This window comes from Streptomyces cyaneofuscatus, from assembly GCF_000718135.1.
GTDB lineage: Bacteria > Actinomycetota > Actinomycetes > Streptomycetales > Streptomycetaceae > Streptomyces > Streptomyces cyaneofuscatus.
In genome coordinates this window covers 276,140-301,532 of sequence record NZ_JOEM01000004.1, presented here as the reverse complement: position 1 = coordinate 301,532, position 25,393 = coordinate 276,140, and the positions used below count along the sequence as shown (strand labels likewise).

At 72.9% G+C, this 25,393-nt stretch carries 19 protein-coding genes; 8 read left to right on the top strand and 11 right to left on the bottom strand.

Going from position 1 to position 25,393, the window contains the following annotated elements; all coding sequences use genetic code 11:
- Positions 1–137: 137 nt before the first annotated feature.
- The 7 genes from IF17_RS0108605 to IF17_RS0108575 all read left to right on the top strand — a co-directional run bounded on the left by IF17_RS0108605 (position 138) and on the right by IF17_RS0108575 (position 9,035).
- Positions 138–1,781 carry an ATP-binding protein gene (locus IF17_RS0108605; protein ID WP_030563808.1) on the top strand — a complete coding sequence of 548 codons (1,644 nt, stop codon included), beginning with the start codon at positions 138–140 and terminating at the stop codon, positions 1,779–1,781.
- Positions 1,778–3,751: a YfjP family GTPase gene (locus IF17_RS0108600; RefSeq protein ID WP_030563806.1), complete on the top strand. Its 1,974-nt coding sequence runs from the start codon at positions 1,778–1,780 to the stop codon at positions 3,749–3,751. Before IF17_RS0108605 ends, IF17_RS0108600 begins: the two co-directional genes overlap by 4 nt.
- Before the next feature lie 149 nt (positions 3,752–3,900).
- Positions 3,901–4,374 (top strand): single-stranded DNA-binding protein, encoded by a 474-nt coding sequence (locus IF17_RS0108595; protein WP_030563804.1) that lies wholly within the window; start codon positions 3,901–3,903, stop codon positions 4,372–4,374.
- Positions 4,375–4,562: 188 nt separating this feature from the next.
- Positions 4,563–6,113, top strand: coding sequence for a Cys-Gln thioester bond-forming surface protein (locus IF17_RS0108590; RefSeq protein ID WP_030563802.1), 1,551 nt, complete (start codon positions 4,563–4,565; stop codon positions 6,111–6,113).
- Positions 6,114–6,238: 125 nt separating this feature from the next.
- Positions 6,239–7,903: an energy-dependent translational throttle protein EttA gene (ettA, locus tag IF17_RS0108585; protein ID WP_078615833.1), complete on the top strand. Its 1,665-nt coding sequence runs from the start codon at positions 6,239–6,241 to the stop codon at positions 7,901–7,903.
- Between the two features lie 5 nt (positions 7,904–7,908).
- Positions 7,909–8,331 carry an acyl-CoA thioesterase gene (locus IF17_RS0108580; RefSeq protein WP_015608571.1) on the top strand — a complete coding sequence of 141 codons (423 nt, stop codon included), beginning with the start codon at positions 7,909–7,911 and terminating at the stop codon, positions 8,329–8,331.
- Positions 8,328–9,035: a DUF8010 domain-containing protein gene (locus tag IF17_RS0108575; RefSeq protein WP_030563798.1), complete on the top strand. Its 708-nt coding sequence runs from the start codon at positions 8,328–8,330 to the stop codon at positions 9,033–9,035. Before IF17_RS0108580 ends, IF17_RS0108575 begins: the two co-directional genes overlap by 4 nt.
- A 43-nt stretch (positions 9,036–9,078) precedes the next feature.
- Here IF17_RS0108575 and IF17_RS0108570 read toward each other — a convergent pair whose 3' ends face one another.
- The gene (locus IF17_RS0108570) at positions 9,079–9,483 is read right to left on the bottom strand and encodes a globin (protein ID WP_018511419.1); all 405 of its coding nucleotides are present in this window, start codon (positions 9,481–9,483) and stop codon (positions 9,079–9,081) included.
- A gap of 107 nt (positions 9,484–9,590) precedes the next feature.
- Between IF17_RS0108570 and IF17_RS0108565 the strand changes: the two genes are divergently transcribed.
- On the top strand, positions 9,591–10,592 hold the full coding sequence (locus tag IF17_RS0108565) for a methyltransferase domain-containing protein (protein WP_030563796.1): 1,002 nt from the start codon (positions 9,591–9,593) through the stop codon (positions 10,590–10,592).
- Here the strand turns inward: IF17_RS0108565 and IF17_RS0108560 are convergent.
- The 10 genes from IF17_RS0108560 to IF17_RS0108510 all read right to left on the bottom strand — a co-directional run bounded on the left by IF17_RS0108560 (position 10,589) and on the right by IF17_RS0108510 (position 25,393).
- Positions 10,589–12,031, bottom strand: coding sequence for an FHA domain-containing protein (locus tag IF17_RS0108560; protein ID WP_030563794.1), 1,443 nt, complete (start codon positions 12,029–12,031; stop codon positions 10,589–10,591). The genes IF17_RS0108565 and IF17_RS0108560 overlap by 4 nt on opposite strands.
- Before the next feature lie 82 nt (positions 12,032–12,113).
- The gene (locus IF17_RS0108555) at positions 12,114–13,499 is read right to left on the bottom strand and encodes a vWA domain-containing protein (protein WP_030563792.1); all 1,386 of its coding nucleotides are present in this window, start codon (positions 13,497–13,499) and stop codon (positions 12,114–12,116) included.
- A 19-nt stretch (positions 13,500–13,518) separates the two neighbouring features.
- Entirely contained in the window at positions 13,519–14,982 is a 1,464-nt protein-coding gene (locus IF17_RS0108550) for a PP2C family protein-serine/threonine phosphatase (RefSeq protein ID WP_030563789.1), read from the bottom strand.
- Between the two features lie 2 nt (positions 14,983–14,984).
- Positions 14,985–17,990: a serine/threonine-protein kinase gene (locus IF17_RS0108545; protein WP_078615831.1), complete on the bottom strand. Its 3,006-nt coding sequence runs from the start codon at positions 17,988–17,990 to the stop codon at positions 14,985–14,987.
- Positions 17,987–19,333, bottom strand: coding sequence for a hypothetical protein (locus tag IF17_RS0108535; RefSeq protein WP_030563783.1), 1,347 nt, complete (start codon positions 19,331–19,333; stop codon positions 17,987–17,989). Before IF17_RS0108535 ends, IF17_RS0108545 begins: the two co-directional genes overlap by 4 nt.
- Positions 19,334–19,380: 47 nt before the next feature.
- The gene (locus IF17_RS0108530; protein ID WP_030563782.1) at positions 19,381–20,430 is read right to left on the bottom strand and encodes a glutamate ABC transporter substrate-binding protein; all 1,050 of its coding nucleotides are present in this window, start codon (positions 20,428–20,430) and stop codon (positions 19,381–19,383) included.
- An 11-nt stretch (positions 20,431–20,441) separates the two neighbouring features.
- Positions 20,442–21,830: a hypothetical protein gene (locus IF17_RS0108525; protein WP_030563780.1), complete on the bottom strand. Its 1,389-nt coding sequence runs from the start codon at positions 21,828–21,830 to the stop codon at positions 20,442–20,444.
- A 427-nt stretch (positions 21,831–22,257) separates the two neighbouring features.
- Positions 22,258–23,232 carry an N-acetylglucosamine kinase gene (locus tag IF17_RS0108520; RefSeq protein ID WP_030563778.1) on the bottom strand — a complete coding sequence of 325 codons (975 nt, stop codon included), beginning with the start codon at positions 23,230–23,232 and terminating at the stop codon, positions 22,258–22,260.
- Positions 23,223–24,488 carry a 6-phospho-beta-glucosidase gene (locus tag IF17_RS0108515; RefSeq protein WP_030563776.1) on the bottom strand — a complete coding sequence of 422 codons (1,266 nt, stop codon included), beginning with the start codon at positions 24,486–24,488 and terminating at the stop codon, positions 23,223–23,225. The genes IF17_RS0108520 and IF17_RS0108515 overlap by 10 nt, the downstream gene beginning before the upstream one ends.
- Before the next feature lie 2 nt (positions 24,489–24,490).
- Positions 24,491–25,393, bottom strand: coding sequence for a carbohydrate ABC transporter permease (locus tag IF17_RS0108510; protein ID WP_030563774.1), 903 nt, complete (start codon positions 25,391–25,393; stop codon positions 24,491–24,493).

Genomic DNA, 25,393 nt, shown 5'->3' with positions numbered 1-25,393 from the left:
GTGTTGTGCACTCGTTATGCCTGCGCCCTACTCGTCCCCTCTGTCCCGACTCTGTCCACAGAGTGGAACCGCCGCGCAGAGGGGTCTATAAGCTTCAAAAGGGCGCCAAAATTGGGCATTCTTCGCATGTGGTGACCATGGACGTACGGCCTCAGCTCATCGACGCACTTTCCGCCCTGCGCGACCGTGTCGCCGCCGTGCGTCTTCCACTCCCGCTGCCGGGGGCCGAACGCGCCCGGCAGACGAGGGTCGAACTCCTCGCACAGCTCGACGACTACCTCCTGCCCCGGCTCAAGGACCCCGAGGCCCCGCTGCTCGCCGTGATCGGCGGATCCACCGGGGCCGGGAAGTCCACGCTGGTCAACTCGCTCGTCGGGTGCCGGGTCAGCGAGGCCGGGGTGCTGCGGCCCACCACCCGCACTCCGGTGCTGGTCTGCCACCCCGACGACCACCACTGGTTCGCCGGCGTACGGGTGCTCCCGCAGCTCACCCGGATCTGGCTGCCGCCGGGTCAGGCCCGGGACCCCGACGGGCTCGACGACCTCGGGGCGGGCGCCGACGACGAGGGGAACGTGCTGCGGGTGGAGACCGCTCTCAGCCTGCCCCGCGGGCTCGCCATCCTCGACGCCCCCGACATCGACTCCCTCGTCGTACGCAACCGGGTCCTGGCCGCCGAACTCATCTGCGCCGCCGACGTCTGGGTGATGGTCACCACGGCGTCCCGGTACGCCGACGCGGTCCCCTGGCATCTGCTGCGTACCGCGAAGGAGTACGACGCCGCCCTCGTCACCGTCCTCGACCGGGTGCCCCACCAGGTGATCGCCGAGGTCTCCCGGCAGTACGCGGCGCTCCTGACCCGCGCCGGACTCGGGGACGTACCCCGCTTCACCATCCCCGAACTCCCCGAGTCCGCGGGCGGCGGCAGCGGACTGCTCCCCACCACCGCCGTCGCCCCGCTGCGCGCCTGGCTCACCCACCGGGCCCAGGACCCCGCCGCCCGGCAGCAGGCGGTGGGGCGTACGGCCTCCGGGCTCATCGAATCGCTGAACGTGCGGATGCCCGAGCTCGCGTCGGCCGTCGCCGCGCAGTACGCGGCGTCCGTACGGCTCACCGGCGTGGTCCAGGACGCGTACGGCAAGGAGGCCGAACGGATCCGGCGCAGGCTCCAGAGCGGGGCGGTCCTCTCCGGGGACGCGCGGACCCGGTGGCGCGGCTACCCCCTCTACAGCGCCCCCGGCGAGCTCCTCGAAGCCCTGGTGGACAGCCTGATCGCGCTCCTCCAGTGCGCCGTCTCCGCCGCCGACGACCAGATCCGTACGCAGTGGAGCCGCGAGCCGGCCGCCGGGGTCTTCCGGTTCGAGGGCGCGGGCCGGGATGCCGGAGGGTGGGGGCCCGTCGAGGACATCGAGGGCCGGATCGCCGTGGCCGTACGGCGGTGGCGGCGGGTCCTGGAGGAGCTCGCTGAGGAGGAGGTGCGCCAGCTCGAACGCAGCGTGGCGCCCGACCCCGAGACCGTCGCCGCCCTGCTCGCGGCGGCCCTGCTGGGCGGGCGGCGGGCCCGCACGGCGGGGGAGCAGCTCGCCGAACGCATCGGGGCCCAGGGCGCGCTGCGCCTGCGCGACAAGGGCGGGCACCTGCTGACGACCTATCTGGACCAGGTGCTCGGCGGCGAACGCGACCGCAGGCTCGCCCCGCTCGACACACTCGACATCGCCCCCGAACCGCAGGCCGAACTGATCGCCGCGCTTTCCGTCATGCAGAAGGAGAGGTGGCAGCGATGACTGCCGTCACGGACGAGGACCAGGGCAACGGCACGACGGAGACCGGCGAACCGGAGGAGAAGGAGGAGGCCCGGAGCAAGGACGGGCGCTGGGACGACGGGCTGATCGCCCGGCGCGCCGCGGCGGCCGACCCACGCGGCGGCGATTCCGGAACCGGGCACTCCCGTACGGACGGGGGCTCCACGGACTCCGTCGGCCCGTCCGACCTCACCGACCCGTCCGCCCCCGCCGACTCCCCTCCCGACGAGGACGACGTGCGGCCGCAGGTCGAGGCGTACGGGCCCTCCGGCGGCCCCCTGCCCACCCGCCTCGACGCCCTGCGCGAACTCGTCGGACTCTCCCGCGCCCGCCTCGACCGGGACACCCTCGCCGAGGCCGGACGCGTACTGGACGAGGCTGCCGCGCGGCAGCGGCTCTCCTCGCGGCACACGGTCGTCGCCATCGCGGGCGCCACCGGGAGCGGCAAGTCGACCCTGTTCAACGCCCTCGCCGGCACCCAGATCTCCGACACCGGGCTGCGCCGCCCCACCACCTCCCAGCCCATCGCGTGCAGCTGGACCGACGGGGCCGCCGGGCTCCTCGACCGCCTCGCGATCCCCGGCCGGCTCCGCCGCAGGCCCCACCCCGGGCCCGCCGCCTTCGACGAGGCGCTCCAAGGGCTCGTCCTGGTCGACCTGCCCGACCACGACTCCGCCGCCACGGCCCACCGGGACCAGGTGGACCGGGTGCTGGCGCTGGTCGACGCGGTGATCTGGGTGGTGGACCCGGAGAAGTACGCCGACGCCGCCCTGCACGAGCGCTACCTGCGCCCCCTGGCCGGGCACGCGGAGGTCACCTTCGTCGTCCTCAACCAGATCGACCGGCTGCCCGGCGAGGCCGCCGACCTCGTGCTCGACGACCTGCGCCGGCTCCTGGACGAGGACGGCATGGCGCTCGGCGAGCACGGCGAACCCGGCGCCACCGTCATGTCCCTCTCCGCGCTGACCGGCGACGGGGTACCCGAACTGCGGGAGATGGTCGGCCGGTTCGTCCAGGACCGCACGGCCGCCACCCGCCGGCTCTCCGCCGACGTGGACGCGGCGGCGGCGCGGCTGCGTCCGGTGTACGTGGCGGAGGGGCGGCCGGGACTGGGGGAGCGGGCCCGGGAGGAGTTCACCGACCGGCTGGCCGAGGCCGTCGGGGCGGCCGCCGCCGGGCAGGCCGCCGAGCGGGAGTGGCGCAGGAACGCCGGGCGGGCGTGCGGGACGCCGTGGCTGCGGCTGTGGCGCTGGTACGAGTCCCGGGGGCTGCCGGGCAGCCTGGACCGGATGGGCCAGGCGCTCGCCCCGCCCGAGGAGGAGCCGACCGCCCGGCAGCGGGTGGAGCAGGCGGTCCGGACCGTCGCGGACGACGCCTCCGCCGGGCTCCCCGCCCCCTGGGCGCAGGCGGTGCGCGAGGCGGCGTTCAACGGGGCGAAGGGGCTGCCGGAGGCGCTGGACGAGCTGGCGGCGAAGGCGGCCGCGGGGGGCGGTTCCGCCAAGGGATCGGGCGGCTCCGGGCGGTTCGGTACGGCGTCGGGCCGGGGTCCGGCCACGGGCGTGGCGCTCGGCGGCCGGCCGGCCAGGCCGCCCCGGCCGAAGTGGTGGCCCGCCGCGGTCCTTGCCCAGGTCTCCATGACGCTGCTCCAGGTCTTCGGCGGTCTGTGGCTGCTCGGCCAGATCGTCGGGGTCCTGGAGCCGGGGCTCGTCGTCCCCGCGCTGATCATGCTGGCCGGGGTCGTCGGCGGGCCGCTCGTTGAGTGGTCCTGCGCGGCGGCGATCCGGGGCCCCGCCCGGCGCTACGGCCAGGACGCCGAACGCCGGCTGCGCGAGGCGGCGGCAGGGTGCGGCCGGGCCAGGGTCCTGGACCCGGTCTCGGCGGAGCTGGCGCGGTACCGGGAGGTGCGCGAACGGTACGTGGCGGTGACGGAGTTTTCCACAACCGGCCAGTAGTCCACAGGCTCCGGCGCGATTCGCTTCCGGCGTCCACCATGAAGTCGTCGGCGGACGGGTTCGCCGGCGGACGGATACGGGACGCACGACCGGAACCACGGAACGACGGAACGACGGAACGACGGAACGACGGAAAACGGGGGCGGGAAATGAACGAGACGATGGTGACGCTGGTGGGAAACGCGGCCACCGCGGTGGAGTTCCGCGAGACGGCGACCGGGGGAATGGCGCGATTTCGTTTCGCCGTGACCCCGAGGCGCCGTGACCGCGAGACGCAGCTGTGGACGGACGGACCCACCAGCTTCTACACGGTGTGGGCCTGGCGCACCCTCGCCGCGAACCTGGCCGGTTCGGTGGCGATCGGAGAACCTCTGGTGGTGCACGGCCGGTTGAAGGTCCGCGAGGAGGAACGGGAGGGCGGGCGGCGGACGTTCGTGGATGTCGAGGCGGTCGCGGTCGGCCACGATCTGAGCCGCGGGACCGCCGCGTTCCGCCGGGTCGTCAGGACCGAACCGGCGCTGACGGCGGCCTCGCACAGCAGAGCTGACGGAGAGTCGGAAGACGGTTCCGACGCGTCACGGGCACGGTCGGAACGGGCCGCCGAAAAGGTGGCTGTGTCCTGAAAGGGCTGGTCGCAGGGACGGCCCGGCGATAACGATTCCGATTCGGAATGGTTGGCCGGGGGCAGTACGGGGGACTGGGGTTCGCTCGGTCCTTACGATTCCCAGAGCTCATGGATCACTTGAGTCTGCTGGCGGGGCATTCCCCACACGCGCACCACGCGCGAGGGCCCCGCCCGGAGGGGAATTCTGTGTTTTCTGCGCCTTCAGTGTCCACTTCGCCGTCCGACGCGAAGGCGGTGCACGCCGTCCGTGACAGAGCGTCGCGGTTCGGGAAGGCCACCGGGACCGGGCGGCCACGACGCGGCCGGGCCTTCCTCCGGCCGGTGACCGCGCTGCTGCTCTCCGGTCTCGTCACGGCGGCCACCCTTGCCGGGACGGGCACGGCGGCCGCCGACGATCCGGGCCGGCACCAGGGCGGCGCGGCCGCCGTCCTCGACGGGCTGAAGACCTTCGACAGCGCCGTGCTCCGCACACCGGGTGAGAACGGCGCCCCCGACGTCACGCAGGAGCTGCCCGCCGGGCTCTTCGAGATGACCGTGGACGGCGGCGGCAAGCTCAAGACCTACTGCGTCGACCTCCACAACCCCACCCAGAATCAGGCGAAGTACCTGGAGACCCCCTGGGCCGAGACCTCCCTCGGCGCCAACCGGAACGCCGGGAAGATCCGGTGGATCCTCCAGCACTCCTACCCCCAGGTCGACGACCTCGCCGCGCTGGCCGAGGCGGCGGGCACCGGTCCGCTCACCGAGCGGACCGCCGCGGCGGGCACCCAGGTCGCCATCTGGCGCTACTCGGACGGTGCCGATGTCACCGCGGTGGACAAGCAGGCCGAGAAGCTCGCCGACTGGCTGCACCGGCGCGCCCGCAACGTCACCGAACCCCGGGCGTCCCTGACGCTGGAGCCCGCGGCGGTCTCCGGCCGGGCGGGCGAGCGGCTGGGCCCGGTGACCGTCCGCACGGACGCGGAGCAGGTCTCCGTGTCGCCCCCGGTGGACGCGGCGGTCAGCGGTATCACGGTGACCGACAAGAAGGGTAAGCCCGTCACCTCCGCCACCGACGGCGCCCGCCTCTACTTCTCCGTGCCGAAGGGCAGCGCCGACGGCTCGGCCTCGCTGTCCATCCAGACCACCACCTCGGTACCGGTCGGCCGCGCCTTCGCCGGGACCACCCGCACCCAGACCCAGATCCTGGCCGGATCCAGCGAGTCCACGGTCTCCGCACGGGCCACCGCCACCTGGGCCGAGACGGGCGCCGCCCCGGCCCTGACCGCCCGGAAGAACTGCGCGGCCGGCGGCGTGGACATCACCGCGGTCAACCGGGGCGACGAGCCCTTCACCTTCGAGCTGGGCGGCGCCGAGCACACCGTGGCCGCCGGGGCCACCCGGACGGTGACGATGCCGGTCGCCGAGGACCAGGCGTACGACTTCACCATCACCGGCCCCGCCGGTTTCCGGAAGAGCTTCACCGGCGTGCTGGACTGCGCCACCAGCGGCAGCGTCATCGCGGCCGAGAAGGACCAGCAGGCCGACGAGGACAGCGGCATCGGCACCCAATCCGCCCGCGACTCCCTCCCCGCCTCGACCGGCACCACCACCTCCGGCCTGGAGGGCGACCTCGCCGCGACGGGCGGCTCCAGCACCACCCCGATGATCGCCGCCCTGGCCGTCGGCTTCCTCGTGATCGGCGGCGGCGCCCTGTTCGTCCTGCGCCGCAAGGAAGCACAGGAGCACGCTGAGTAGTTGCGGGTGCGCATCCGTGAGCGGTGACGGATGGCCGATCCCCGGACGGGTTTCCTTCCGGGGATGGACGTCAGGCAAGATGGGGTGTATCTGCCCACACCTCTATTGCTGCCGGACGGTTTCTCTTGGCTGAGTTCATCTACACCATGCGCAAGACGCGCAAGGCGCACGGCGACAAGGTGATCCTTGATGACGTCACCTTGAACTTCCTGCCCGGCGCGAAGATCGGTGTCGTAGGACCCAACGGCGCCGGTAAGTCCACGGTGCTGAAGATCATGGCGGGCCTGGAGCAGCCGTCCAACGGTGACGCGTTCCTGTCACCCGGGTTCAGCGTCGGCATCCTCATGCAGGAGCCGAAGCTCGACGAGAGCAAGACCGTCCTGGAGAACGTCCAGGACGGCGCCGCCGAGATCATGGGCAAGCTCAAGCGCTTCAACGAGGTCGCCGAGCTGATGGCGACCGACTACTCCGACGCGCTGATGGAGGAGATGGGCAAGCTCCAGGAGGACTTGGACCACGCCAATGCGTGGGACCTGGACGCCCAGCTGGAGCAGGCCATGGACGCCCTGGGCTGCCCGCCCGGCGACTGGCCGGTCACCAACCTCTCCGGTGGCGAGAAGCGCCGCGTGGCGCTCTGCAAGCTCCTCATCGAGGCCCCGGACCTGCTCCTCCTCGACGAGCCCACCAACCACCTGGACGCCGAGTCGGTGAACTGGCTGGAGCAGCACCTCTCGAAGTACCCGGGTGCCGTCGTCGCCGTCACCCACGACCGGTACTTCCTGAACAACGTCGCCGAGTGGATCCTGGAGCTCGACCGCGGCCGCGCGATCCCCTACGAGGGCAACTACTCCACGTACCTGGAGCGCAAGGCCACCCGCCTCAAGGTCGAGGGCCGCAAGGACGAGAAGCGCCAGAAGCGGCTCAAGGAAGAGCTGGAGTGGGTGCGGTCCAACGCCAAGGGGCGCCAGACCAAGTCCAAGGCCCGTCTCGCCCGGTACGAGGAGATGGCGGCCGAGGCCGACAAGATGCGGAAGCTGGACTTCGAGGAGATCCAGATCCCGCCGGGCCCGCGCCTCGGTTCCATCGTCGTCGAGGTCGAGAACCTCTCGAAGGCCTTCGGCGACAAGGTCCTCATCGACGACCTGTCCTTCACGCTGCCCCGTAACGGCATCGTCGGCATCATCGGTCCGAACGGCGCGGGCAAGACCACGCTGTTCAAGATGATCCAGGGCCTGGAGACGCCGGACAGCGGCTCCATCAAGGTCGGCGACACGGTCAAGATCTCCTACGTCGACCAGTCCCGCGCCAACATCGACCCGAAGAAGACCCTCTGGGCCGTCGTCTCGGACGAGCTGGACTACATCAACGTCGGCCAGGTCGAGATGCCCTCGCGGGCGTACGTCTCCGCGTTCGGCTTCAAGGGCCCGGACCAGCAGAAGCCGGCCGGCGTCCTCTCCGGTGGTGAGCGCAACCGCCTCAACCTGGCGCTGACGCTCAAGGAGGGCGGCAACCTGCTGCTCCTCGACGAGCCCACCAACGACCTCGACGTGGAGACCCTGTCCTCGCTCGAGAACGCGCTGCTGGAGTTCCCCGGTGCGGCCGTGGTCATCTCCCACGACCGCTGGTTCCTGGACCGCGTCGCCACGCACATCCTCGCCTACGAGGGTGACTCCAAGTGGTACTGGTTCGAGGGCAACTTCGAGTCGTACGAGAAGAACAAGGTCGAGCGTCTCGGCGCGGACGCGGCCCGCCCGCACCGCGCCACGTACAAGAAGCTCACGCGAGGCTGATCGTCTTGGCCCGTCACATCTACAGCTGCCCCCTGCGCTGGTCGGACATGGATGCCTTCGGCCACGTCAACAACGTGGTCTTCCTCCGCTACCTGGAGGAGGCGCGCATCGACTTCATGTTCCGGCTGGCGCCGGGGGACGGCTCGCCGTCGTTCTCGGGCGGGTCCGTCGTGGCCCGGCACGAGATCGACTACGTACGGCCGCTGGTGCACCGGCACGAGCCGGTCACCGTCGAGTCGTGGGTCACGAAGATAGGCGCCGCGTCGCTGACGATCGCCTATGAGATCAAGGACCCCGACCAGGTGTACGTACGGGCCTCGACCGTCGTCGTCCCGTACAACCTGGAGGCCGAGCGGCCCCGGCGGATCTCCGCCGAGGAGAAGCTCTTCCTCCAGAAGTACCTGGCAGAGGAGCCCGCCGCGGCATGACGGTGCCTGTGCAGTCGCTGCTGTTCGCCGACCCGAGGGAGGCGGCGGATCTCGCCGCCTTCCTCGGCCGGCTGCTCCACTACGACCGGGCCGCGGCGGTCCGGTTGCAGGCGGGCGGCGGCGACGCACTGGCCGTGTTCGGCCGCCCGCCCTCCTTCGAGGTGCTCGCGATCCGTGCGGCCCGCCTGGCCCGCCCCGAGAGGCTCGACGTCACGGTGTCGGCCGGGGAGCTGCTGGAGTCCCTCTCCCTGGACACGGCCGGGGAGGAGCCGGGGGAGCGTGGCGGTGTGCTGCCCGCTCCCGTGACCGGGCCGCCCTGGACTGGCGTCCTGCCGCCCCGGGGGCCCTGGCGGGAACAGGCCGGTCTGCCCCGGCCGGATGCCCTGCGCGCCGCCCTGGACGCGGCCGTCGCCGAATTCCGTACGCGGGACGAGGCGCTGCCCGAGGAGCTGCGCACCCGTGCCGAACGCGAGCGGATCGGCCGGGAGATCTGGTCCCGGCCCGTCGGCGCCACCGAACTGCCGCTGCGCGCGGTCCACGCCGCCCAGTCCCTCGGCTTCCTCCGCGCCGACCCCGGCTTCCCCGTCTCGCTCCTCGCCGCGGGCGGCTGGCTGCGGCTGCGGACCCCGTTCGGGTCGGTCGCCCTGCGCCGCGACCCGGTCGGCGGGCTGGGCTCGCTGGCCCTGACCGTCGGGCACCGCTGAGCCCGGCGGGCGGACCGCTCACCCGCCCGGACCGTCAGTACCGTCAGTCGGCGGTGTTGACCATCGAGGCCGCCGCGTACGTCAGGTAGTCCCACAGCTGCTTCTCGTGCTCCGGCGCGAGCCCCAGCTCGTCCAGCGCCACCCGCATATGGGACAGCCAGGCATCATGCGCCGCCCGGTCCACCCGGAACGGGGCATGCCGCATCCGCAGCCTGGGGTGGCCGCGGTGGTCGCTGTAGGTGCGCGGGCCGCCCCAGTACTGCATCAGGAACAGGGCGAAGCGCTCCTCGGCCGGGCCCAGGTCCTCCTCCGGGTACATCGGCCGCAGCAGCTCGTCGCCCGCGACCCCCTCGTAGAAGCGGTGGACCAGGCGCCGGAAGGTCTCCTCGCCGCCGACCTGCTCGTAAAAGGTCTGCTCCTGAAGCGTGTCGCGCGGAATCTCTGTCACCCGTCCATGGTCGCAGACGCACCGGCCGGGGTCAGGGGTCCTAGGACCAATGGCCGGGACCGCCGCCAGCAGTCGCATCCGCCGTTCCGCCGCAGGACAGTGGAGGCATGGGCGCACACCGGGAAGTTCCCGCCGAGACCGGCTCCGATCCCAAGGCCGACGAGGCGCGTCACACCCTCATACGGAACATCGTCGCGCAGGGCGGGCTCACCGACCCCGCCTGGCGTGCCGCCTTCGAGGAGGTGGAGCGCCATCTGTTCGTGCCGTACTACTACGTGCACGGCAGCCGGGGCTACGAGCGGCTCTGGGGCGAGGACCCCGATCCCGTACGCCGTCGGCGCTGGGTCCGCGGAGTGTACGGGGACGAGGCGCTGGCCACCCGGATGCGGGACGGCGAGCTGATCTCCTCCTCCAGCCAGCCCTCGCTGATGGCCCTGATGCTGGAGGCGCTGGACGTACGGGACGGGCACACCGTCCTGGAGATCGGCACCGGCCCCGGCTACAACGCCGCGCTGGTCTCCCACCGGCTCGGCGACGCGGCGGTGACCAGCGTCGATCTGGACCCGGAGATCACGGACGCGGCCCGTGCCCATCTCGCCGCCGCCGGGTACCGCCCCACGGTCATCACCGGCGACGGGGCCCGGGGCTGCCCGCAGCGAGCCCCGTACGACCGGATCATCGCCACCTGCACGCTGCCCGCCGTACCGTCCGCCTGGCCGGAACAGTGCTCTCCGGGGGCGCGGATCCTGGCACCCGTCGCGACCGGGCTCGTCTCGCTGGACGTACGCGCGACGGCGCACGGTCCACGCGCCGAGGGGCACTTCCTGCACACCCCGGCGTACTTCGTGCCCCTGCGCGGGGCCTCACCGCTGTCCGAACCGCTCGCGCGCCCCGGCGGAGTGCCGCGGCGCGCGATAGGGGACGAGCTCTTCCGCTTCCTGCTGACCCTGACGGCGGGCAGCCTCGACCCGCGCGACGCCCTCTCCCTCTGGGAGCGCGAGGAGCGCCCGCAGCGGGAGAGGTACGGCGTCACGGTGGCGGACGGCCGGCAGTGGGCCTGGCTGGACGACCCGGAGGGGCCGTACACCTGGCCCCTGGGTGTCTCTTAGTCCCGGCGGATCGTGATCGTCGTCCAGGCCCCGACGTGCACCTGGTCGCCGTCCTGGAGGGGGACGGGGACGTACGGCTGGATCGGCTCGTCGGCGCCGTTGAGCGTGGTGCCGTTCGTCGACTTCTGGTCGACCACCGACCAGCCGCCGTCGGGCTGCTGCACGAGCACCGCGTGCTGATGGGAGACGCCCGGGTCCTCGGGCGGCACGGACAGGTCGATGTCCGGGGACTCGCCGGTGCTGTGCCGGCGGCGGCCGATGGTGACCTGGCTCCCGGTGAGCGGCAGGCGCTGCTCGGGGGAGTACGCGGGCAGGTTCAGCCCGGTCGCCTCGGGGCCGCTGCGCTGCATCATCGCCAGGAAGTACTCACGGTCCGGCGCGATGACGGCGGTCCAGGTGGTGGCCTGCTGCGGCTGCCCCTGGCCGGGGACCTGGCCGTAGCCCTGGTCCTGGCCGTAGCCCTGATTCCCCTGCGGCTGGCCGTGCCCCTGCCCCTGCCCCTGCCCTTGGCCTTGGCTTTGGTAGGGCGCCTGCTGCTGGAACGCCTGAGGCGGCTGCTGCGCCTGCTGCGGCGCCTGCGCCGGTGCCTGTGCCTGGGAAGGCGGCGGCAGGACCCAGTCGTCGCCACCGCCACCGTGCGGGGACTGGTGCTGGGGCGGCGCCGACTGGTGCTGCTGCGGCGGCGCGAAGGGCGAGGACTGCTGCGGCTCGAACGGTGAGGGCGCCGACTGCTGCTGGTGCGAGGGCGGCGGGCCCTGCTGCTGGAAGACCGGCGGAGGCGGCGGGCCCTGCTGGAACGCGCTCGGCGGAGGGCCGCCCTGGCCACCGGGACCGCTCTGGCCACCGCGCTCGTCCTGGCCGCCATGACCGCCTTGGCCGCCGTGACCACCCTGTCCGCCATGACCGGTCTGCTCCGGAGCGAGCGACTCGGCGGGACGGTTCACCTGCGAGGGCCGCGAAGCCTGGAACTCGTACGGGTCATGCTGCTGAGGCCGCGGCGCACCGCCAGGACCACCGGGACCGGCAGGGCCGCCTTGTCCGCTCTGTCCACCCTGGCCGCCCTGTCCTCCGGGGCCCTGCTGGGCCAGGAAGCCGGGCGGCAGGTTGAGGCCGGGCGGCGGGCCGCTGGGTGCGCCGGGCTGCGGGGCCAGAGGCGTGTACGAGGTCGCCGTGTTGGTGAGGAAGTTCCAGCGGCACTCCTCGCAGTACGGCGCGTTCGCCTCGCGGGGCGTGCGGCACTGCGGGCAGAGCTCGGCCTGCATCGTCGCCGGACCGCCGTCGTGGGAGGCGGGCGGCGGGTAGCCGTAACCGGGGGCGGGGGGCGGAGGAGGCGGTGGGGGTACGGCGCCGGCGGGGGCGCCCGTTCCGGTCATGCGGTGTCCGCAGACCTCGCACCAGTCCTCGGAACCCGACTGGTGTCCGTTCGGGCAGGTCGGCATGTCGGCGCTTCCCCCTCTCCTCGTCCGGCCCAGGGGGCCGTCATGCTGTCGATCGATCGTGACCGTTCGGTCACCGATGCTGCTACTTCTTGACGCGAACAGTCTTGGTCGAGCGCGTTTCGAGGGTCATCTCGTCCGCTTCCGCGACCTTCGCTTTCAGTCGCACAGTACCGGTCGCCGCATCGACGACGTCGACCACCTTCGAAAGCAGTTTCGCAGTGTCCTGGTTCCCGGACGCCGATGCCAATTGCACCGCACGGCCCAGTTTCGCCGTAGCGCCGTCGAAGTCGCCCGATTTCCGGGCATCCAGCCCCTGCTGGATGACCTGTGCCAGCTCCGCCTGACCCGTGTAGTGCGCGACCTGCGGATTGATCGAGGTCGACGCCACCATGTCGTCCGTCCACACCGCCCGTACGAGCCCCTGCGAGAGGACCTGCGGGGCTCCAGCGCCCGAGGGGTCCGGCAGGATCAGCGAGACCCGCGCCGCCAGCATCTCCTGGCCGATTCCGGCCTCGGGGACCAGGACGCAGACGTGGTAGTCGCGGGACTCGTCGCCCCAGGAACCGGTCGGGTAGTCCCCGGCGCGCGGGCCCGCCTCGGTGCGCCGGCCGGTCAGGTCCTCGACCGTCGGCGCCACCTGCTTCACGAACCGGATCTCCACCCCGACGGGCGTCCAGAGCCGCAGCGCCACGTCCGCGACCTCCTTGCCCATCGCGTTCTCCATCATCTGCGTGAAGTCGGCGGCGAGACCGGCGGGGTCGGCGACGATGTCGGCGGTGCCGAGCAGCGCGGAGGCGATGGAGGTGACCTCCTTCACCTCCCAGTCGGTGCCGACTCCCCGGGCGTCACAGGTGAACCGGCCCGCGCAGGAGTCCAGCGCGGCCCGCAGGTCCTCGGGTGCCTCGTGCTCGTTGCGGCCGTCGGTCAGCAGGATGCCGTGCCGGATGTCGACGTCGGCGGCGCCGAGCAGCCGGTCGGTCAGCCGCAGCCAGGTGCCGATCGCGGTCCCGCCGCCCGCGCTCAGCCTCCGCAGCGCCTCCTTGGCCTGGGCCTTCGTCCGCGCGTCGGCGACCGCGAGCTGCCCGTTGCCGGGGTAGACGTCCTTGGCCACATGCGTCCCCGCGACCACCGCGAACCGCGTGCCCTCGCGCAGGGTGTCGATGGCCGCCGCCGTCGCGTCGCGCGCGTTGCGCATCTTCGTGGGCGGGTAGTCCATCGAACCGGAACAGTCGACCATCAGCACCACCGCGGCGCTCGGCCCCTGCCCCGGCCCGGGTCCGGGCCCGTATCCCGGTACCTGTCCGGGGGAGGCCGCCGCGCGCGGCAGCGGGATACCGCCGGTCGTGCCGCCGCCGGTGGAGGTGACGGTGACGATCGCGTTGACCTCGCGGCCGCCCTCGGGCAGGAACGCGTTCTGGTACACCTCGACGGAGAACTGCGGCACGTTCGACTTCGAGAAGTTGGCCATCCGGTCTGCTCCCTGAGACTCAAACGGTGGTGCAGGCCGATCCTGCCCCTTGCGGCTCCACGGCGAACGGCAGCAGAGCCACTGTTACGTTGTCGTGGCCCCCGCCGTCGAGCGCGTGCCCCACGAGCACCTGGGCGCCGTGCAGCGGGCGCCGGTGGGCCTCCGGAGGCACGGCCGCGGCCATCTCCTCGGCGGATTCCGCGTAGTTCCACAGGCCGTCCGTGCAGACCACGACGAGGCCGGGGCGGTCCGGCTTGAACGAGGCGGTGTGCGGCTCCAGTTCGTAGGAGTCGGCGCCGAGCCAGCCGGTGATGGCGTGGGCGCGCTCGTCCGCGTACGCCTCGGCCTCGTTCATCAGGCCCGCCGCCACCATCTGCGCGGCCCAGGAGTCGTCCTCGGTGAGCCGGGCGGGCGGGCCCGTGCGGTCGTCCGGCACCCAGTAGACCCGGCTGTCGCCGACCCAGCCGACGACCAGCAGGCCGCCCGCCATGATCGCGCCGACCAGGGTGCAGGCCGGGGCGTTCTGATGGCGGTGGGCCTCGTGCTCGGCCGACCCGGGCGGGTCCTGGGCCAGCGCGTTGACCGCCTCGGACGCCGCGACGATCGCCTCGTGCATCGCCTGTTGCGGGTGGGTGCCGCGCGGCAGGGACTCCAGGAGCGCCTCGTTGGCGGCGCTCGCGGCGGCGGCCGACGCCTCGTCGGGCCGGCTCGCCGAGGAGACACCGTCGCAGACGATCGCGACCACGGCGGGCGAACCGTCCGGCAGCGCGGTCGAGGAGACCGCGAAGGAGTCCTCGTTACGGTGGTGGCGCAGGCCCCGGTCGCTGACGGCGGCCACCGAGCCGAGCTCCTGCTCCATGTGGTCGCGCTCGCGGGGCTGGGCGTGCCCGCAGTTCTCGCAGTACCCGTCGGGGTCGACCCGGCCGGACCGGCAGGCCACGCAGACCTTCGTCCCGGCGGCGGGCGTCGGGGTGGGCTCCGCCGTACGGGGATCGGGTGCGGCGAGCGCGAAGTCGCCGGAGGCGTCGGGGGGTACGGCGGTGGCCGGTTCCGCCACCACCGCCCGGTCGTCGTGGCGCACCGGGGGTGTCGTCGGCGGGTCGTCGTGGTGTGCCCCGGGTGTCGCCGGCAGCGGCTTGCCGCCGGAGTCCGTGCCGGGCAGGTCCGTCGCCCGGTGCACGGGTACGGGCACGTCGGAGCTGTCCGTCTCGGAGGCGGCGGGCCACTGCACGGCGGGCGCGGGCGGCGTGGGTGCGTCGGGCGCGTGCGGGGCCGTCGGCGGGACGGCAGCGGCAGGGGAGGGGGCAGGGGCGGGCGGGACCGCCGGTGGCACGGTGATGGCCAGCGTCGGCCGGTCGTCCGGGCGGGCCGGCACGGCCGAGAGGTCGTAGCCGCACGCACCGCAGTACAGGTCGCCGGACGCCGGCGGTTCCTCGCAGCCGGGGCACCTGGCCAGGGCGGGCTGCTGGTGGCTCTCTGACATCTTCACACCCACGTCCGGGGGCGGAAACGGTTGGCCCGCTCCACCAGTTCGATCCTCTCGTCGCCCCGCTGTGCGAGCCGGGCGAGCATGCGGTACGAGCGTTCCAGGCCCAACCGCAGCCCCTTCTCGTCCAGTTCGGCGTCGAGCAGCTTCCGGGAGCCCGAAGCTCCGGCGGCTGCCGATCCGCCCGGCGGCGGGGCGCCGGGGCTACCGGAGAGTACCCAGTCCAGCGCCTTGCCCAGTACCTCGGTCGTCAACTGCTCGCGCCGCACCGGGTCCAGGCCGAACCCGGTCAGCGCCGCCACCTGGACGGCGGCGGCCGTCAGGTCGGTCAGCAGGGGCTCGGCGGGGTCCCGTTCACGCAGCCGGGCACGGACGGCGGCGACCCGGGCCGCGGTGTAGTGGATCGACGCCTCCGGCACCGACTCCAGGGTGCGCGCCGCCTCCGCCCGCTCCCCGGCGGCGATCTGCACCCGGGCCAGACCGAACGCGGCGCTCACGAAGCTCGGATCGGTCGCCCACACCAGGCGGTAGTACTCGGCGGCGTTGTCCAGCTGGCCCAGCACCTCCGCGCAGATCCCCAGCGCCAGCTTGGGCGCGGGCTCCCCGGGGAACGCGTCGTACACCGCGTCGAAGGAGAGCGCCGCGACCTCGTGGTCACCGGTCACCAGCGAGGTGATGCCCCGGTACCAGACGACCCGCCAGTCGTCCGGGTGCCGGGCCTCCAGGGCGGTCAGCGTGTCGGCCGCGGCGTCCGGCTCGCGCATCTCCAGCTGGGCCCGCAGCTCCCGCAGCCGGGTCTCCAGCGAGGCCGCGGGCACCGCCTGGAGGGCCGCGATCAGCTCGGCGGGGGCGGAGGCCATCAGTCCGGCCAGGAAACCGGCGTTCGGGTCGTTCGCGTCGACCCGGGGGACCGGCAGGGCCAGGGAGGTGGCCCGCGCGTCGAACAGGGCGAGCCGGACACCCCCGGCGGTCACCCCGAAGGGGCCGTACGGGCCGGTCGGGCCGGGCTGTGCGACGGCGGGCGGGGCCTCCCGGGGTGGCGGCACGGGGGCGTGCGCGGAGGCAGGGGTGTGCGCCGGTGCGGTGACGGGTGCCGGGGCAGCCGCCGGGGGCGCGTACACCGCCGGACCGCCACCCTGCGGACCGGCGTACGAGCCGGAGCCCGTACCGCCTTGCGGGCCTGCGTACGAGCCAGTTCCCGTGCCGCTCTGCGGACCTGCGTACGAACCGGAGCCCGCACCGCCCTGCGGGCCGCCCCGCACATGGGTCGCCGCCGCTGTCAGCGGAGCCGCCCCCGCGCCGGGCCACGCGGCTCCGGCGCCCGGACCGGCGGGCTGCGCCCCCACCGGCAGCGCGCCCGCCACCGCCGACGTCACGGCCCCAGGAGCCACCGGCATCGCACCGCCCCGGCCCGGTACGCCGCCGCCCTGCGCCGGAATGCCCGGCAGCGGACCCGTACCGCCCTTGCGGCGCCCGAAGCGGCTACCGCGCCCCGAAGCCGTCGCCCGGGCGCCCAGCCGCGACACATCGTCCACCTGCTCGGCGAACAACTCCGTGTCCGTCACCCGCAGTTCCGTACCGAACAGCGTCGACAGCGCCGGCCTCGGCCGCCCGCTCTGGAGCGCCACGACCTCGCGCAGCACCCCGGTCAGCTGCTCGGCCATCTCGGAGGCGGAGGCGAACCGCCTCCCCGGGTCCGGGTCGGTCGCCCGGACCAGCAGCCGGTAGAAGGACTCGTAGGTGCGGAAGACCTCGATGTTGTCCGGGTCCGGCAGCGAGTCCACGAAGACGTTCGTGTACCCCTGGAAGTCGAAGGTGAGGACCGCCAGCGTCCGCGCCACCGTGTACAGGTCGGAGGCGACCGACGGGCCGACCTCCGCGACCTCGGGGGCCTGGTAGCCGACGGTGCCGTAGATGGCGGACTCGTCGTCGTCCATCCGGCGCACCGCGCCCATGTCGATCAGCTTGAGCTGGTCCTCGGTCTGGATCGCGTTGTCGACCTTGAAGTCGCAGTAGAGCAGATTCCGGCTGTGCAGATGGCCGAGCGCCTCCAGCGCCTCGATCCCGTACGCGCAGGCCTGCTCGACCGGGAGCGGGTCGCGCTTGCCCGACGGGGTGCGGCGCTGGTTGGCGATCTCCTTGAGCGCCTTGCCGCCGACGTACTCCATGACGATGTACCCGTCGAGCGAACCGGTCCGCTGGTCCAGGTGTTCCACGAAGTTGTAGATCCGCACGATGTTGGCGTGCTCGATCTCGGCCAGGAAGCGGCGCTCGGAGATGGCCGCGGCCATCGCGTCCTGGTCGCCGGTGTCCAGCAGGCCCTTGAGGACCACCCAGCGGTCCGACACGGCCCGGTCCACCGCGAGGTAGACCCAGCCGAGCCCGCCGTGCGCCAGGCAGCCCACGACCTCGTACTGGCCGTGCACGATGTCGCCGCCGGTCAGCTTCGGCACGAAGGAGTACGGGTGGCCGCACTTGGTGCAGAACCCCTCGGTGCGGCCCGGCCGCTCGCCGCGCGAACGGCCCACCGGGGCACCGCAGTCCGAGCGGGAGCAGAACCGCTTGCGCTCCGGCACCTCCGGGTTCTCCATCACCGCCGTACGCGGGTCGGGCCGGGGCACGTCCGGGACCTGCACCAGGCCGGCGCCGAGCCGGCCCCGGGTGGAGGAGGCGGCCGACGAGCCCGAGGAACGCACCGAGACCGAACGGGAGGCGGAGGAGCCGGAGAGCGAGCGGGAGAGTCGCCCCGACACCGAGCGCCGCGAGGTCGACGAACGCGACGAGGAGCGCGCGGAGGCCCGGGAGCCGGAGCGCTGCGAGGAGCTGTTGCGGTTGCTCGCCCGGCCACTCGCCCGGCCCCCGCCCGCGATCCCGGTGGGCGGGGAGGAGACCATGCCCGTCGGCGAGACGACCGGGGCCAGGCCGCAGGTGTCGCAGTACAGCTCACCGCCGCCCATGTCCTCGTAGGAGCCCTCGCACGCCGGGCGCTGGCACTGCGTACTCATCGTGTCTCCCCCTGATCGCCCCGCCGGTCCTCGGGTCCGTCGGCCGGGCGCGGTGTCAGCAGCTCGGCCGCCGCCTGCTGGTAGCGCAGCACGTTCTGCTCGGCGACCCGCAGATCGCACGGGGCGCTCCACAGCATCCGGCGCGCCGCGTCGTACCGCTCGATCAGCAGCGGGTCCTCCGCCAGACCGTGCCGGGCCACCTTCGCCTTGTACGCGTCGAGCCGGCCGCGCAGCTCGGCGCGGACCGCCAGCGGGGCCGTCACCGAGGTCAGCGACTCCCGGGCGCGCAGCAGCTCTTCCTCGGCCTCCTGCTCCAGCGACTCCAGGAGCGGGGAGAGCCGGCTCCACTGGGCGCGCCTGCGGTACTCGGCGGCGATGTCCAGCCGCTCCTGGAGGGCGGTCGCCGGTCCGCTGACGGCGGGCACCTCGGACGCGGCGATCTTGGCCAGCACCTCGCCGCGCGCCGCCCGCGCCTCGGTCAGCGTGCGGTCGGCGCGTGAAAGCACGTCCCGCAGCCGCATCAGCCGCGCCTCGGCGTCCTGCCGCACCGCGAGCACCGCCTCGATCTCCCGCCGTACGTCCTCCAGGGCGCGGGCGGCCCGGTCGTACCGCGAGGTGTCCGGGCGTCCGCCGCCGGGCGCGGCGCTGCCGGGGCCCGGCAGCCAGAACGCCAGCGGGTCGGAGATCACCTGCACGCGCAGCGTGGTGAGCTCCTCGGTGATCTCCTCCAGGTCGTCCCCGGCCGGATGCTCACCGGGCCGCACGCCGACCGAGTGGGCAAGCGAACGGGTGCGGTGCAGCTCGGCGGCGAGCAGGTCGATCCGGGCGGGCAGCGCCGACCAGACGGAGTCCGATGCGACGACCATGTCCAGCGATCTGGCGTACAGCTCGTTCATCCGGGCCACCAGCTCCTGGAGCGAGAACCGCTCCGAGAGCCGGGCCGGGCCCGTCACCGAGGAGGGCGGCAGCGCACCGGAGTTGGCCACGGTGACCGCCTCGCCGCGCAGCAGCTCGGTCAGGGCGGCCAGATCCTCCCGGTTCGGGTGGCGGCGGCGCGCCCGTATGTCCCGGGCCTCCTCCAGCGCGCCCGCGTAGGCGTCGAAGTACCCCCACAGCACCGTGATCGACTGCTCGGTCGTGGCCCAGCGCTCCCGGGTGAGACCGGTCAGCTCGGCGCCCTCCAGGAGGCGGCGGCCCGCATGGTCCTGCAGGGCGAGGAGCGAGGTCTCGATGGCCTCGTGCTCCGCGCCGACCCGGGCCAGCGCACGGTCCGCCTCTTCCCGGTCCATGACCGGGCCGGGGGGCCTCCCCGCGAAGCTGGGGAAGGATCCCGCGACGCCCATCGATCACCTCTCCGCTCTCGCCGCCGGGCCGGTGGGCCCGGACGGGGTCAGTTGCTCCGGTACTTCGGGGCCGGCGGCGCCGTGATGCCGGGCAGTCCGGCGGCCAGCCACTTGCGGTACGACACCATCCAGGCGCTGTCCTTCCCGCCCGCGCGATAGTCCACCAGGACCTTGTTGACCCGGGCCACCAGATCGTCGGCACCCTTCTTCGCCGCCACGCCGTAGAACTCGGTGGTGAACGGCCCCGAGCCCTTGAGGGCCACCGCCGGGTCCTGCGCCGCCTGCCCGGCGCCCAGCGCGTTGTCCGTGAGGACGGCGTCGACCTCGCCGAGCTGGAGCCGGACCAGGCAGTCCAGCTGGTTGGGGACGGTCAGCCGGTCCGGGTCCCGCTCGGTGCCGTCGAACTCGTCCCGGAATATCGCCCCGTACGACTCCTTCTCCAGCGCCTCGAACGCGGTGGTGCCCTCGCCGGAGCAGACCCGCTTGCCCTTCAGCGAATCGTCGTACCCCGTGATGGGGGAGTCCTTGGGGGCCAGGATCTGCTGCCCGGTCCGGAAGTAGGCGGTGGAGAAGGAGACCTGCTCCAGCCGCTTGCAGTTGATGGTCATCGTCCGCACGATGACGTCGACCCGGTCCCTCTCCAGGGCGGCGATGCGCTGGTTGGTGGGGATCGCCCTGAAGATCACCGCGTCGGGGTCGCCGAGGATGTCCTTGGCCAGCGCCCGCACGAGGTCGATGTCGAACCCTTCGAGCTCGCCGCTGTACGGATTGCGGTAGCCCCAGCGGTAGCTGTTCTGGTCGACGCCCGCGACCAGCTTGCCGCGCGCCTTGATCTTCGCGATGCCCGGCCCGTCCGCCGACGAGGGCGGCAGGCTCGCCTCGGGATCGGTGCACACCTCGGCCCGCACCGGGACCGTCGCCGTCGTCCCGCTGCCCACCGGGTCCGCCCCGGCGGTCCGCCCGCCGTGCTGGGAGAGCGGCAGCAGGGTGAGCGCGGCGGTGATCACGCACGCCACCGCCATCGCCGTGACACCGCCCCAGCCGCGCAGCCCGCCCCGTGGTGTGCGGCGCCGTGCCCACGTCCTCGCCCTGGCCATCGCTGCCCCTCTCACCGGTACTCCGAGAGCCTGCGGTTGATCCCGAGGATCGCGGCGACCGCCCCCAGCACCGCCAGCGCGGCGGCTCCGGTCGGCAGGCCGCGCAGGGCCCCGCGCCCGTCCTCGGCGGCCGCGGTGAACTCGCCCTGCTCATGGGCGAGCGCCGTCCGCAGCGCGCTGTCGACCTGCTGGAAGGACTGCCCCGTGGAGTCCTCAGCCCCGATGATCTGCTGCAGAGCGCCCTCGTAGTCGCCCTGGTCGTCCGTGGCACGCGCCTTGCGGTGGCGCTCCTGCCACTCGGTGACGCTCTTGGCGGCCTTGGCCACCGGGGCGCTGCCGCTCTCGTCGTCCGCGAGCCGCTCGGCCTCCTTGAGCTGCGCCCGGAGGGCCTTCATGCCCGTGGTGTAGTCCGTCTCGTACTGGTCGGCCGAGCCGTCGGCGGTCAGCACGGCGCCGCGCGCCACCAGCGTGAGGTTCTCGTTGGCGCGCGCCTTCAGGGAGTTGATCCGCGCGTTGTTGAGCACATCGAGCGACTCCTGGCCCTGCGTCATCGCGGACCGCAGCTCGGTGCGGGCCACCGTGTGCCCGACCGCCAGCCAGAGCAGCACCACCGAGGCGGCGGCCGTGGCCACCAGCAGTCCGTGGTTGAACACCCGGTTGGTGCGGCGGTAGTTGCGGCGCTGCATCCACACCAGGGCGCCCAGCACGACCAGTCCGGCGGCGAGCGAGAGGAAGGGCCACCGGCGGGCGTCGGCGGCGTCCCGGTCGAGCCGGCCCGTCTCCGCCGCGTACAGCCGCTCGGCCGCCGGCAGCAGCTCGTTGGTCATCTTCTGGTTGGCGTACCGGAGATAGGCGCCGCCCAGCGGCAGCCCCTGCCGGTTGTTGGCGCGGGCCCGCTCGATCAGACCGGTGTAGACGGGCAGCACCTCGTTGAGCGTGGTGATCTCCCGCCAGGAGCTTGTCGAGGAGTCGGTGTTCGCCGACGCCTTCACCAGCAGCCGGGCCGCCTCCTCGATGTCCTTCCGATACTGCTCCTGTACGGCCTTGGGCTCCTGTGCCCCCGCGAGGAAGCCGCCGGCCGCCATCGTGTCCGCGTCGGCGAGCGAGCGGTAGATGCTCGCCGAGTCCGCGCTGAGCGGCTGGCTGCGCCCCACCACGTCGTCGGCGGCGGAGGCCCGGTGCGAGATCTCCAGCGCGGTCACCGCCCCGAACGCCACGACCAGCAGCGCCAGCACGGCCCCGATGATCTGGAGGCGGCCGGGCTCGGTCGTCGCCACGGCGCGCAGCCGACGGCTCTGCACGGCCCAGGAGCCCGGTCGTTGAGCGGGCAGGCCGGTGGGCGCGGGCGCCTGCTCCGGCGCGCGCTGCGTCTGCGGGCCGCCCTGCGGCAGCTGTGTCACTCGACCTCCCCCTCGGTCACCGACAGTCCCCCGGACCCCGGCAGATCGGGGCCGGCGCCCGGCCAGAAGTATGGCCGCGGGGACGGACCCGCACATCGTGAACGCCTGGATCCCGCACCGGACAACGCATTCGATCAGGGCGGACGCGGCCGATCAAGGCGATCGGCGCAACGTGCCCCGAAACATCCCCATAAGCGAACCGGCAGCCTCGTCGGCCTCTTCGCACCGCTCCGGATCCGCCCCGAGCCTCCCCGACCGCCCAGCCATCCCCGTGCGTCGCGGACTCCCCATCAGGTACACGAGTGGGGCGCCCGATCGGTTCCCCGGCCCTCCCGCGTTCCCCCGAACGAGGGAGGGGCGCCCCACCGCGCCGAACGCGACAGGACGCCCCTGGTCCCGGTGTTCCCGGGAGATCATTTCTGGGAGATCAGGCGTACTGCTCCCGCAGCCGCCGGTGGACCTCCGGCGCCGCCCCCGTGACGTCCAGCCCCAGCAGCGCGGCCCCCAGCACCGGCGGCTCGGACACCACCCGCACCTCAGCCTTCGGGGCGCGGGCCGAAAGCAGTTCGGCGATCCGGTCGTTCAGCTGCGGATGGCGCGCGGCCAGCACGCTGCCGCCCAGCAGCACCGGAGCCTCCTCCTCCAACAGCCCGAGCCGGGTCAGCGCCACCGACGCCATCGCCACCACCTCCTGTGCCAGCCGCTCCACCAGCGCGGCCGCCACCGGGTCCCCGGCGTCGGCGGTGGCGAACAGCACCGGCGTCAGCTCATGACGCCGAGTCAGCGCAATCGTGCCCCGGTGCAGCGCCTCGATCAGGGCGTACATCGAGTCGAGCCCGAAGTGCCCCGGCAGCACCCGGGCCAGCTCGGTCGGCTCACCCCGCCCGTCCTCGGCCCGCGCGGCGAACCACAACGCCTCCTCCGCGAGCCCCGCACCGCCGCCCCAGTCACCGGATATCCGGCCGATCGCGGGGAAGCGGGCCGTCCGCCCGTCGGGCACCATGCCCACGCAGTTGATCCCGGCCCCGCAGACCACCGCGACGCCCCGGGGCTCGTCCACCCCCGCGCGCAGGATCGCGAAGGTGTCGTTGCGCACCTGCACCGACGTCCCCCAGCCACGGGCTTCCAGCGCCTCGGCCAGCTCCGCCTCCTCGACCGGCAGGTCGGCGTTGGCCAGGCACGCCGAGACATGGCCGACGGAGCCGACGGGCCCGGGCAGCGCCGCGAAGGCCTCGTCCAGTGCCCCGGCCAGCACGTCGAGCGCCGCCTCCACCCCCACGTAGGGCGGCTGGAACCCCCCACCCCGGGCCGTCGAGAGAACCGTTCCGTCCGCACCGATCAACGCCACATCGGTCTTGCTGTTGCCCGCGTCGACGGCGACGACCGAGACGTTCACGCCCACGCGAGGTGCTCCCGATTGTGCGCGATCAGCCGGTCGGTGAGCTGCTCGGCGTACTCGTACTGGCCGATCAGCGGATGGGCGAGCAGCGCCTTGAAGACCCGGTCCCGGCCCCCGCGCAACGCGGCTTCCAGGGCGAGGTCCTCATACGCCGTCACGTTGGCGATCAGACCGGCGTACAGCGGGTCCAGCGCCGGGACGGCCAGCGGGGTCGCCCCGTCGTGGCCGACCCGGGCCTGCACCTCGATGACCGCGTCGTCCGGGAGGAACGGCAGCGTCCCGGTGTTGTACGTGTTCACCACCTGGACCGGCGAACCGCCGCCGCCCAGCAGGGAGGCCGCGAGGTCCACGGCCGCCTCCGAGTAGAACGCACCGCCGCGCTTGGCGAGCAGCTCGGGCTTCTCGTCCAGCGTCGGGTCGCCGTACATCGCCAGCAGCTCCTTCTCCATCGCCGCGACCTCGGCAGCGCGGGACGGCTTGGTCCCCAGCTCCCGTACGACCTCGTCGTGGGCGTAGAAGTAGCGCAGGTAGTACGAGGGGACGACGCCGAGCCGGTCCACGATCTGACGCGGCATGTGGAGGTCGTCGGCGATGGCGTCACCGTGCTCGGCCAGCAGCTTCGGCAGTACGTTCTCGCCGTCCGGGCCGCCCAGGCGCACGCCCAGCTCCCAGGTGAGGTGGTTGAGCCCCACGTGGTCGAGGTGGACCTCGGAGGGGTTCACGTCCAGCAGCCGGGCGAACTTGCGCTGGAAGCCGATCGCCACGTTGCACAGACCGACCGCCTTGTGCCCGGCCTGGAGCAGGGCCCGGGTGACGATGCCGACCGGGTTGGTGAAGTCGATGATCCAGGCGTCCGGGTTGGTGCGGCGCACCCGCTCGGCGATGTCCAGGACGACCGGCACGGTCCGCAGCGCCTTGGCGAGGCCGCCGGCGCCGGTGGTCTCCTGGCCGATGCAGCCGCACTCCAGCGGCCAGGTCTCGTCCTGGTTGCGCGCGGCCTGTCCGCCGACGCGCAGCTGGAGGAGGACCGCGTCGGCGCCGGCGACGCCCGCGTCCAGGTCGGTGGTCGTGGTGATCTTCCCGGCGTGGTCCTGCTTGGCGAAGATCCGCCGCGCCAGGCCGCCGACCAGCTCCAGCCGGTCGGCCGCCGGGTCGACGAGCACCAGCTCCTCGACCGGCAGCGTGTCCCGCAACCGGGCGAAGCCGTCGATCAGTTCAGGGGTGTAGGTGGACCCGCCACCAACTACTGCGAGCTTCATTGTCAGCCCTTTACTCCGGTGAGTGTGACGCCCTCGACGAATGCCTTCTGAGCGAAGAAGAAGACGGCGATCACGGGGGCCATGACCAGAACGGTCGCGGCCATGGTCAGGTTCCAGTCGGTGTGGTGTGCGCCCTTGAAGGATTCGAGGCCGTAACTGAGCGTCCAGGCGGCCGGGTTCTCGGAGGCGTAGATCTGTGGTCCGAAGTAGTCGTTCCAGGCGGCGAAGAACTGGAAGAGCGCGATGGCCGCGATGCCGGGCTTGGCCATCGGCAGGACGACCTTCATCAGCGTACGGAACTCACCGCACCCGTCCACCTTGGCGGCATCCAGGTACTCGTTCGGGATGGTCAGAAGAAACTGCCGCAGCAGGAAGATGGAGAACGCGTCACCGAAGGCCATCGGGATGATCAGCGGCCACAGGGTGCCGGAGAGGTCCATCTGCTTCGCCCAGAACAGGTACATGGGGATGATGACGACCTGCGGCGGCAGCATCATCATCGAGATGACGAGCATCAGGGACAGCTTGCGCCCCCGGAAGCGGAACTTCGCCAGCGCGTACGCCACGGGGATCGACGACACGACGGTGAGTACGGTGCCGAGTCCCGCGTACAAGAGGGTGTTGCGCCACCAGGTGAGGAAGCCGGGGGTGTTGAAGACCCGCTCGTAGTTGCCCCACTCCCAGGTGTTGGGGGTGAGGTCGCGGGTCAGCGCCTGCTGGTCGTTCATCAGCGAGGTGAGCACCACGAAGACGAACGGCAGCACGAAGAAGAGCGCGGCGGCGATCCCGAGCGAGTGGACGGCTATCCAGTGCAGCAGCGCCTTGCGGCGTGCGGTGCGCGCGGCGGGTGTGTGCGGGGCCTTCGCCGGAGAGGCGGCGGCGGGCTTGTCGAGGAGCTGGGTCAT